This is a genomic window from Gemella haemolysans (assembly GCF_028308085.1).
GTDB lineage: Bacteria > Bacillota > Bacilli > Staphylococcales > Gemellaceae > Gemella > Gemella haemolysans_D.
The window spans coordinates 36,216-46,861 of record NZ_JAQMFS010000071.1; the positions used below are offsets into that span (position 1 = coordinate 36,216).

A 10,646-nucleotide genomic window follows, 5' to 3' on the forward strand; every position below is an offset into this window, starting at 1 on the left:
GTTACACCCTATTTAACCAGACCTTTTTCGTCTACAGTATTTTCGAATTTATCTCCTGCTGGAAGTACACGTTTCAGTTTGAACGTTACTCCGTCTACTACGATTGTTTCAGGAGCTGTCACAGCATACTCTTCTCCTGTAGCTTTGTATGTAGTTTCTTCTTTGTCCCCAGTAGTTATAGTTGTCGCTTCAGCTACTATTACATTGTTCTTAGCTACTACATCATCCGCAAGGAAGTTTTCATTAATATCTACGAATTTAACAACAACTGTTCCTTTTTTATCTTTAGCGTAATCACGTTTAGTTACCGATGGAACTTGAGAATATTTAACTACAACTGATGAATCTTTTGATTCATGCGTTACAGCTAATTCATCTACCTTAGCTTTATCTACAGTGTAATCTTTGATTTCTGGTGATACTACTTCAGCAAGTTTTTGTTCTGGAGTCCAGCTTGTTGTGTAGACTACTTCACCCGTTCTACTGTTGATTTCGGCAGTTCTTGTGAAACGAGCTATTTGATTAACAGGTGCACTTGCTTCTTGCCCTGCTTTTGGTCCATTTTCATAAACATAAGTAATGTTACGTTTAACTTCTGTCAGTAGACCTAGGTCTTTGTATGTGCGACCTTTTGGATCGTTAGGGATTTTATCCTCTGGTTTTGGAGGATTTTGTTCTCCCTCGTTAGGTTTTGTTGGATCTACTGGAATTAAGTAGTCGTATTGGTATACTACTGTCGTAGTTCCTTCTTTTACCTTACCTGTTTCTTCTATTGTATTATTGAATTTATCAGAAGCTCCATATACACCACTGTATTTATATTTCTTACCATTAGCTTCTATAACATCTTTACGGCTTGCTACAGTGCTGTATTCTTCATTTGTCGCTGTATAAGTAGTTTCTTCACGATCTGCGTAAACTTTTGTCGTAGCTTTTTCTACTACTACATTATCCTTAACAGTTACCGCTTCACCAATTTCATTTCCTTTATCGTCAACATACTTAACAACCACAGAACCTTTTTTATCTTTCGCTGCATCATGTTCGATAATTTCAGGATTTTCACGGTATTTAACAACTTCACTACTATCAGTAGATTCGTGTGTTACTAGTAATTCCGCTACTTTTTCTTTATCAACTGCATATTTATCGATTTTCGGTGACACTACTTCAGCAAGTTTTTGTTCTTTAGTCCACTCACTTGTGTACACCACTTCACCTGTTCTACTGTTGATTTCAGCAGTTCTTGTGAAGCGCGCATTTTGGTTAACAGGTGCACTTGCTTCTTGTCCTGCTTTTGGTCCATTTTCATAAACATAAGTAATATTACGTTTAACTTCTTTTAATACACCTAAATCTTTATATGTACGGCCTTTTGGATCGTTAGGAATTTTATCATCTGGTTTTGGAGTATTATTTGGTTTGTTCGGTGTTCCATTTTCTGGGTGCGGAGGTTCTACCTCCCCATTAGAAGGCGTTGGGGGATTATCCGGTGTTCCGCCTCCTGGATTTGGAGTATTATTATTTGGTTTATTTGGATCTACTGGAATAACGTAGTCGTATTGGTATACTACCGTTGTGATTCCTTCTTTCACCTTACCTGTTTCTTCTAATACGTTGTTATATTTATCAGAAACTTCATACACTCCACGGAAGACATATTTCTTACCATCTTTATTGATTGTATCAACTTTCTTCTCAGCAACATTGTAGTTTACATCATTTTCAGTTACTTCATCACGTGTTGATAATACAACATCACCCGATTTAGTAGCATATGTTTTCGTTGTCTTAACAACTGCATCAGTTATTACATTTTCTGGATCTTTAATTTCATTACCATCAACATCTACGTACTTAACAACTACTGATCCTTTAGTTTCAGTTATTGTCGGTGTTGTATCTTCTTTTTTATCTAATACATAACTGTAAATAACGTGTTTTTCACCTTCAGTTACGTCTCCTGTCGCTGGAGCTGAATCAGATGTTGGTCCTACATATTTATAAACTAAACCTGTTGCTTCATCTTTTAGCGTTGGATATTGTTTATCGGTAGTGTCATATTTTTCTGTAACTGCACGTTTTTCTTTACGTTCAGATACTTTTACACCTTTTGAGTAAGTTACATACGTATCTTCATACTCAACTGGTACTTTATCTTTTACGACTTCTGTTTTTAAAGTTTTTAAACTTCCATCTTCATTGATTACGACATGTTTTACATCAACAGAACCTGTTTTTGTAACTTCTGATTTAGACGGAGTTTTCTCTTCTTCACTTACTAGACGGTATTCGTAAACAACCTCTGTTGTTCCTTCTACTACTTTACCACTAGCAGCTGGAGATCCTTGTTTTAGACCCACATACTCGTATGTAAATCCAGTATCAGCATCTACTAATGTTGGATATTGTTTTGGAGTTGTATCGTAGTTTTGTTCTACAGTTTTAATATCAGTACGTTCATCAACTTTTGTTTCACCTGAATATAAGCTTACGATAGTTTTAGTTTCTAATGTAACATTATCTTTATCAGTTTCTGATTTTAATTGTTTTCCATCAGTTGTTACATACTTAATAACGACACTACCTTGTTTAGTAGCTGTTGCAGTTCCCGCTTCTTCTTTTGTAATTTTTAAGTTGTAGTAATGAGTTACTACTGGTTTTTCTTCACCCATTACTTTGTAAGCACGGATCGGTGTAATGATTTCTTTTTTAGTATAAGTTGCTGATTCAGTTGTCTCTGTACGTGTTCTTGTACCATTATCACCACTAATAATGTATTTATTTTCAGCAACAGTTTCTGTAGGAATATACTTTTCATCTGTAACTTTAGCATCTCCTGAGACTGTTATTGTACCATCCGCAGCAATTTCAACCGTACCTTTTTTCATTAAAGTAGTTACAGCTGTTTCTTTATCAGGTTCAGTTTCCTCTAATGGAATATAGTCATCTGGTTTACCAGTATAGACAGTGTACTCTTTAATTTTTTTAGTCGTTTCTAACTCAATATGAGCATTAGGTCCACTTGGCCAATACTTATACTGCGTAGTTGAAACGATTTTTCTATAAGTACTGCCATTCAATTCTCCAGTTTCTACAGGAGTACCTGTAACCGTCAAGTACCCAATAATGTTTGTGAAATTCCCGAATGCATCACGAAGTTTAGTATCATCAGTAAATCCTGTATCCAAGTTTACGGGTGAGTGTAATACAACATCTCCTGTGAAAAACCTACCATTTGATTGTTTTATAAAACCGATATCCAAACTACCATCCTGAATACCATCCACAACTGATTTCACATGAGCATCTAAACGAGCTCTTGCGTCTTGTATTTTTTTTCGTTCCGCGGCATCACTCACTTTACTTTCTAAAAAGTCCAAAGCTTTATAATTGGCAATCGTATAATTTTTTACAACTTTTTCCAATGATGAATTAAACTGATCCAATGTGCTATCAGGACTATATACTTCACCTGTTTCTACATTTTCAACTAAAGCACCTCTATATCCTCCAGTAAATGTTGATAAAACATAAGTCGGAGATTCAGTCGGTGTTATTTCAATATCATCCGCTGTTCCAAAAACACCATCAGCACCTGGTTTCCAATAATGGTTAGCGGGAAGATATGGTGTATCAAAAGTGGCATCCGTTGTAATATAAGTATTAAAATCCTCTTTTTTATTTTTCGGGACTACTTCATCTGGTACATCAACAGCTGCAAAAGTAACATTTCCCTTTTTAGTTTTTGTAACAGATTTCCCTTCACCTACTGCATAAGTATCTTTATCTAGAACAAGAACTGTATCACCTTTTTGCAGTGTTACATTAGCTTTTGTGAAATCTTTAGCTGTAGCTTGACCAGCTTTCCATTTTGCAACTGCATCTTCATCACTAGTTACTCCGTTAGTTTCTACGAATTTCCCGTATTGTCCATCAGCTGTTTCTTCAACTAGATATACTTTACCTGTTGTTTTTGTATAGTCAATTTCTCCTAGTTTATTGTGCATTCCTTCTGGAGAAACTGGAGCTTCGATATCGTTGAAATGTGTTTTGTCATAAGTAAGTTTATCAGCACCTTCTACTTCAGATTTTCCAGCGTACTCATAGACTTTACCATTCGCTTCTACTGTATCTTTTTTACCAGTATCTTTAGTAACGACAGTTCCCGGTTGAGTTACAGTTGATTCACGGTAGTCTTTACCATCTGTATCATAAGCTAGCCCTTTTTTATCATAAGGAGTTTTTACAGTACCTGTTCCCGCTTCTACCGTGTCTGATTTTAATAATGATTTATCAGAATCAAGTTTGTAATTTACAGTTGCCTCTGATTTAACGTTTAAAGTATCAGTTCCATCGACATCACCAGTATTGCTGTTAGCTTTTGTCGGTTCAGCAGTTCCCTTTTCTAATACCGCATCTACTTTTACAGTTTTTGTTGTATCTTTATCATCTGTAAAAGTTGTAGCTGATGTTGAAGCTACTTTCGATGTATCAGTCACCATTGTTGCCGTATCTGTCCCATTAGAGCTCACGTTAGCTAAGGCAGTTCCACCGCTAGCTAACAGACCCATACCTACTAATAATGTCGCTCCTATTAGTTTTGAATCGGTGCGTCCGTCTTTATATTTTCTTAAAGAAAATTTTTCCTTCTTATTATTTTTTAACATAACTTTCCCTCTCCATTTCTTCAGAACATATAAGCACGTCAATTTCAGTATAAAGATATAAAAATTTAACAATAATTACTTTTGTTTCAAAAAGCAAATTATATTAATTAATATCCCATTAAATTTCCTAGTTATTTTTTAAAACAACTCTATGTAAACTTGCTTATACATTCATAGTTTATCAACTAAATTTTATCATTTTCAGAAAAGTTAGTCAATTATTTTGTTATCGTTTTACCAATATATTTAACACGTTTTTTATCTGTTAAAAATCAGAATCAACTACTCTATCATGACCTTTTCTGGAAAACAACAATTTATAAAATAACACATAAAGATTACTCAATTTATACTAATATATTAGTATAAATTCCGAGGTACTGTTTTGAAAAATAAAAAAATATCTTCCTGGTTTTTTACCAAGAAGATATTAAGTTAACATATATTTCTTTACCTTTCTGACACAATAAGTTTCTATTTACTATAGTTTCAATACTTTCCTATAGTTTTCCACTACTTTTCCCTTCACATATTCTTTAGCAAAAGTTGAAGACTTATATTCTCCCACTTGTTGATATTCTGCAAGAATCTTTAACAATTCGTCAAAAGAACTAAAGGTTTCCGTGTTTTCGCAGATACTTGTGTAATATCTATGGCCTAAATCAACATTAGAAAGTAGACACACTAACCCTTTCGAAGATGCTTCTACCGCTGAATTAGCGAAACATTCACTTAGCGAACAAGATATATAACCTTCGTGATTCTCATATGGCACCTTTTTAACAAAACCTGCAAATTTAACATTTTCTGGTAAATTGTCCTTCGTATATCCATCAGGTAAGTTACCGTAGATCGTAAGTGTACTATCAGGCGTACGTCTAAATGCTTCTATCGCAACCTCACATTTTTTTATAACGGTCATATTACCGACTATACACCAATTCTTTACAGTTGTATATACTTCTTCTTTAACTTCTTCTACATAAACAGGGGGCAGGAATCTCACCTTATCACTTCCCAACCTTTCTTCTAAGACAGGGCTTGCAACAACATTAGTGCACCAACTTTGCAAGACAAACTTCATGAATGGCGCAAGAATATTATAATGCGTATAAGCAAAGAGTTCTCTACCTGTATTTTGGAAAAACTTTCGTAGTTGCAAAGGATATTCATTAACCATATCTATAATAAATCTATCATCGACAGTTGAATTTTCCGCAAGGAATTCACTCACCAACTGCCATTGTGACAGAGTTTTATCCGTTTCTTTTATGTGATACTTATGATAACTCTCAGAAACATCACCTTCTAGTGCTATCCCATTTTTGTTAAAAAGGATAAACTTATCTTCATTAGGGACATATTTATATAATAATTGTGAAGTATAGCACTCTACAGTTCTATCTTTGTAGTGAACTAACCCTACATAACCATCCTTAGTGTATTCCACTTCTAAAACATCTTCTAGATTTTCTATAAAACTTTTATCAACGCTAGGTTTATCCCTAGCTATATCTGATTTTTCAAAAATTACATGATAGAAGTTTTTGAACCCTAGACTTTCAAGAGTTTCTACAAAATTTGGCACAAAATTAGTCAGATTCGTCAAAACTAATTTTTGTTCAACACCTATTTCATCAAAAATATTTTGACGTGCGAGTTGACTACTCTCGAATCCATATATATTGCAAGGAACTCCTTCTTTTATCGTAAATACTTTAACCATTTTCTACTCCAATACATCTTCTAATCTCAAACCACGACTCTTCGCAAGCCTACTTCTAAAAATCATACCCTTATCATCCTCTTCAGGTAAACCATAGTAGGCAGTCAGTGTATTCATCACGAGCGCATTATCCTTAGTTACCATACGCGCCCACAGGTGCCAATCTTCAAAACCATCGCACTCTGGATCATAACCACCAGCTTCCTCAACCGCAGATTTTTTATAAATTACAGTAGAGTGATTAAACATATTTTTATAAGCTAACTTAAACCATAGTTCCTCACCTGATAAGTTGTTAAAATTATTTCTTTTAATTCCACCTTGTAGTTTATTTCTATCCGCATCAACCTTCGAACCAATGATATCTAACTTATCATTTTGTTCTAATTCATTAAGAAGAAAGTCTAAGTGCCACGGCATCCATTCATCATCAGAGTCCTGTCTTGCGATATACTCCGCAGTCGCTAATGAAATCCCCGCATTAAGGGCCCTCGATATACCTCCATGAAGAACTTTATGATAAATAACTCTTTCATCATTTAAATATTTTCTACATACTTCTTCAGTCCCATCACGAGATCCATCATCGACTATAATCAGTCTAAAATTTTTATGAGTTTGGTTTAAGACCGACTCGATTGCGTTACCAACAGTTTTTTCACGATTATAAACAGGCATAATGATATCTACTGCTGTGTCCGATAAAGGTAAATCTATCGACTCAACACCATATTCACCTAGTATCTTCACCTCATTAGTCGTTAAGAACGTTCTAAAACAACGAACACTCACTCCAGGAATATCTTTTACAAGAAGTAGCGAGGTAGAATAAAAACCATAAACTTCCGCATTCTCATAGTTAGACAATAGGTCGTAAATTTCTTCTTCGAAACATTTATCTGACTGGATGGTCTCAGCATTTTCTACATTTACTGTAACTCGAGGGTGAGCATAGTATAACGTATTTCCTATCTCTTCTAATGCCTTCCTCGTCAATTTTTCTGTAATTTTTATATCTTTTTCATCTACATAATTGCCAAGCGCTTGCCCTAAAAAGACCTTTACTGTTTTTCCGTTAGTTACCTTTAAGAAATCATCCGGTTTAGTATCGAAAGGTATTTTTATTAATTTTTCAGTTGGGAATACGGTGTTTGTATCAAATATTGTATAGTGACCATTAGAAAGATTAATAACATTTTCTAGAGTTATATCTTCTGGTCCGACTACTCTATCGGTATAGCGAGTATACATATTCGGCGAAATAATCGAGGTACTACCATCATCAAACGTAAATAATCTCATAAAATTAGGATTAAAGATCATGTGTGCGACCGGATTATCTAAACTTGCTAGATAAAACTTGTCAATCTTGATATTTGCTAATTTTTCTCTAAGTTCACTAACCCACTCTTTATTATCGATAAATAAAGTATCTTCGCAAAACTCCTTCATTTTCTCAGCGTATATTTTCTGCCTATTATCATTAGACATTTTCAAATATATTCCAAAAAACTTCTCACCTGTATACTTAGCAACCTCACGCGCAACTAAGACTTGAAATGGTGAAGTACAAAAAATAATATTCATACACTATACCTCTCTATTAACGGCTCTATTAAGCGCGGAAAACCACGCCAAAAAACCCGTTCCTTTCATAATCATAAATATTTTATCACGCGGGAAAATTCTAGTCAAATTAAGCAGATGTGGGGTGTCTAGATGAAAACCAAAACTTCGGAAGTAGATTGGATACTATGTAAATGAACATAAGCGTTGTACCGTTATCACTCTATCTTTTAGATTATGTAAACAAAGAACACATCTCCACAGAGGTTACTCTAGTTATTCAGATTATGTAAACAAAAATAAATCTCTACTCTTCGCTGAGTTTTTTACTATTTGATATTACGAAAACAATCACACAACTTCTATATAACGTATAAATACAAAAAGAAAGCACCCTCGAAAATTATCAAGGGTGCTTTCAAGCCATTTATTTTATTATTTACTATTTTGTCTTTATGATTTTATTATCTTAATTTTATTTCTCTTTACGACGTCTTGCTGCAGCAAGCATTCCAGCAAATGTCGCTAATCCTAATCCTGCTAATCCAGTGTTAGTTTCTGTTGTTCCAGTGTTAGCTAATCTCTTAACTTGAGTATTTGCTTTTGGTTGAACTGGAGCATTGTTTTGACCTGGTTTTTCAGGTGTTTCTTTTTTATCTTGTTTCGGATCTTTGTTTTGATCTTCTTTTGGTTTATTGTTTTCTGGTTTTGGCTCAGGTTTTGGATCTTGATTTGGTTGCGGTTGTGGGTTCGCAATGTAGTTGATTGGTGTATCTTGACCTGGGTTTGTTGGAATATCTGGTACGATGTATCCTTTAGTTGGGTCTTGTGGATCAACTGGTTTAAGTGGGTTTCCATTTCCATCAACTGGAGTGTATCCTGGTACGTATGGTAATACCGGTCTATCACTTCCTGGTTTTGTTGGATCTGTTGGATCGTTTGGATATTTGATTGGACTTGTTGGTTGTCCTGGGATGTTTGGTACCCATGATCCTAGCGGTTGGTAAACGTATGTTACTGTTGAACCATCTTTTCCAATCTTACCTTTAGCTTCACCTTCTACACGTACTAATACGTATCCGTTGATTACTTTTCCAGTTGTTGTGTACTCATCTCCAATCTTAACTTTTGTAGTTTCAGCTGGGATTAAGTCTTTTCCGTTTTCGTCTACATATTTAACTACTAAGTTTGCTTCAGTAGCAACATAGTTAATTACTGTATCTTGACTTGGATCTGTTGGGATATTTGGTACGATATATCCTTTAGTTGGATCTTGTGGATCTACTGGTTTAAGTGGGTTTCCGTTTCCATCTTGTGGAGTGTATCCTGGTACATATGGTAATGTTTCTGTTGGTTTACCTGGTTTTGTTGGATCTTGTGGATCATTTGGATATTTAATTTTGTTTACTGGTTGTCCTGGGATGTTTGGAATCCATGAACCTAATGGTTTGTACACATATGTTACTGTTGAACCATCTTTTCCAATCTTACCTTTAGCTTCACCTTCTACACGCACTAATACATATCCGTCAATTACTTTTCCAGTTGTTGTGTACTCATCTCCTACTTTTCCTTTTGTCGTTTCAGCTGGAGCTAAGTCTTTTCCATTTTCATCTACATATTTAACTACTAGGTTAGCATCATTTGCTTCATAGTTAATTACTGTATCTTTTCCTGGATCTGTTGGAATATCTGGTACGATATATCCTTTAGTTGGATCTTGTGGATCTACTGGTTTAAGTGGTTGACCATTTCCATCTTTTGGAGTGTATCCTGGTACGTATGGTAATGTTTCTGTTGGTTTACCTGGTTTTGTTGGATCTTGTGGATCGTTTGGATATTTGATTGGGTTTGTTGGTTGTCCTGGGATATTTGGAATCCATGATCCTAGTGGTTTGTATACGTATGTTACAGTTGAACCATCTGTTCCAATCTTACCTTTAGCTTCACCTTCTACTCTTACTAATACGTATCCTTTAATTACTTTTCCAGTTGTAATGTACTCATCTCCTACTTTTCCTTCTGTTGTTTCTGAAGGAGCTAAGTCTTTTCCATTTTCATCTACGTATTTAACTACTAAGTTAGCTTTGTTCGCTACGTAGTTGATTGGTGTGTCTTCACCTGGATTTGTCGGAATATCTGGTACGATGTATCCTTTTGATGGATCTTTCGGATCTACTGGTTTAAGTGGATTTCCATCTTTATCTTCTGGAGTGTATCCTGGTACGTATGGTAACACTTCTGTTGGTTTACCTGGTTTTGTTGGATCTTGTGGATCGTTTGGATATTTGATTGGGTTTGTTGGTTGTCCTGGGATATTTGGAATCCATGAACCAATTGGTTTGTATGTTACTACTTCTGTAGTGTTTTCTGAGTCTGCAGTTACTTTTGTAGCTGGTACAGTTGCTTTGTCAGCTAAGTATCCTTTAACTACTGGTGATTTAACTTCTGCTAAGTCTTGTGCTGGTGTCCAGTCTCCGTATGTAACTTCTCCTGTAACTAAGTTTACTTTTGCTTCACGTGTGAATTTAGCTTCTTGTGTTACTGTTTTTGGTGTTCCATCTTCATTTAATACTGGAGTTCCATCTGCGTATACGTATGTAATTGTACGTGTTACTGTTTTGTTTAGATCTTTTTCTTCTAATCCAGCTGGGTATTTAGGTCCTTCTGGATTATTTGGATCT

Annotated in this window: 4 protein-coding genes; all 4 read right to left on the reverse strand. The window is 35.1% G+C overall.

Annotated elements, in window-relative coordinates:
- Positions 1-8: 8 nt before the first annotated feature.
- Positions 9-4,670 (reverse strand): mucin-binding protein, encoded by a 4,662-nt coding sequence (locus tag PNO30_RS06075; protein ID WP_271987540.1) that lies wholly within the window; start codon positions 4,668-4,670, stop codon positions 9-11.
- 481 nt (positions 4,671-5,151) lie between these two features.
- Entirely contained in the window at positions 5,152-6,396 is a 1,245-nt protein-coding gene (locus PNO30_RS06080; RefSeq protein ID WP_271987541.1) for a glycosyltransferase family 4 protein, read from the reverse strand.
- A 3-nt stretch (positions 6,397-6,399) separates the two neighbouring features.
- Complete coding sequence (locus PNO30_RS06085) at positions 6,400-7,983, reverse strand: glycosyltransferase family 52 (protein WP_271987542.1); 1,584 nt, start codon at positions 7,981-7,983, stop codon at positions 6,400-6,402.
- Positions 7,984-8,437: 454 nt separating this feature from the next.
- On the reverse strand, positions 8,438-10,646 hold a 2,209-nt coding region (locus PNO30_RS06090; protein ID WP_271987543.1), incomplete at its 5' end, for a MucBP domain-containing protein.

Bases quoted from the DNA above. Each gene is read 5' to 3' on its own strand.
- PNO30_RS06085 (WP_271987542.1), bottom strand. From the start codon at position 7,983: ATGAATATTATTTTTTGTACTTCACCATTTCAAGTCTTAGTTGCGCGT.
- PNO30_RS06075 (WP_271987540.1), bottom strand. From the start codon at position 4,670: ATGTTAAAAAATAATAAGAAGGAAAAATTTTCTTTAAGAAAATATAAA.
- PNO30_RS06080 (WP_271987541.1), bottom strand. From the start codon at position 6,396: ATGGTTAAAGTATTTACGATAAAAGAAGGAGTTCCTTGCAATATATAT.